Annotated in this window: 1 protein-coding gene; it reads left to right on the forward strand. The window is 44.9% G+C overall.

Translation table 11 applies throughout. The annotated features are described in order from the left end of the window. Window positions 1-135: 135 nt before the first annotated feature. The coding region (locus tag A3766_RS27010; RefSeq protein WP_156509183.1) for a hypothetical protein at window positions 136-1059 on the forward strand (924 nt) is incomplete at its 3' end.

A 1059-nucleotide genomic window follows, 5' to 3' on the forward strand; every position in this document is an offset into this window, starting at 1 on the left:
ACGACAAAATAAGCTATCATCGGTAAACAGTCTGCATAGACATAGCGCTATAAGGTCAATATTCGACAAGCTCTAAACCAGAGCCTTGCTGTCACCTATTGATAAAATATACATAAAGTAAATATATACGGCCCTATGCAAATATCCGCTATTAACAAGAACCTTACCTGCTTGTACTGCCTTCTTGCTTTGTGTTTAGCAATGCTGTCTCCGTCTCTAAGCGCTGGTGACACCTACTACACAGATACAGACAACGAAGATAACGCAAGATCAGGAAGCTCTGATGATGACATAGGTCGTATTCTTTCTGACACGTCGTTGAACTACCCGATAGAGTTCAACATAAACCTGACAGGCAGCCTTCCAAGCACCTCTGCCCAGCTTCTTATTAACGCTCACGACATCGATGAAGAATTAGGCCAAGAGGTGTCGATTTCTATAAACGGCAACGGCCTAGGGGACCTGTCCGGCGTCGCAGATGAGGACAGCACCAATATTTTTAACGTGCCAATCGGGCAAATAGTTTCCGGGAACAATATCGTCGAAGTCACCATAGCAAACCCTTGGGCCACTCGAGTCAATTGGGGACAATTACTTATCGATGAAGGGGATGATGATAGCTCTGAATTCATCAATATTAGCCTGTCCTCTATTGATATAGATAGTGGCACAGTTACTTTAAACCTAGATACCGAAGTACTCACAACCAGAGAGGGTGGCTACCGGCTAGAAGTAAACCTTATCGACCAGAGCGGCAACATGCACAGCCAAGCCACCGAAGACTTTCCAGGGCTTGTAGGGCAAACTCAGACTAGAACAAATAGTGTTTCATATCAGTTAGATGAACCGAGTGGCAACTTTCTAATTGAAGCTCACCTGTTTTTCCAGGAAAGCGGCTTTGACCTTCAGCAAGATTATGCCTCCACAACGTATTCACACATACAAGACTCCGGGCCTGATCAACTTCCTGCCAACGCAAATTTTTCACTTATCTCTGCAAATAATGCAAGCATCGTCGCCAATGGTAGTGCCACCACTACAATCACTCTGGATGGCTAC

The sequence above is a fragment of the Oleiphilus sp. HI0132 genome, assembly GCF_001635845.1.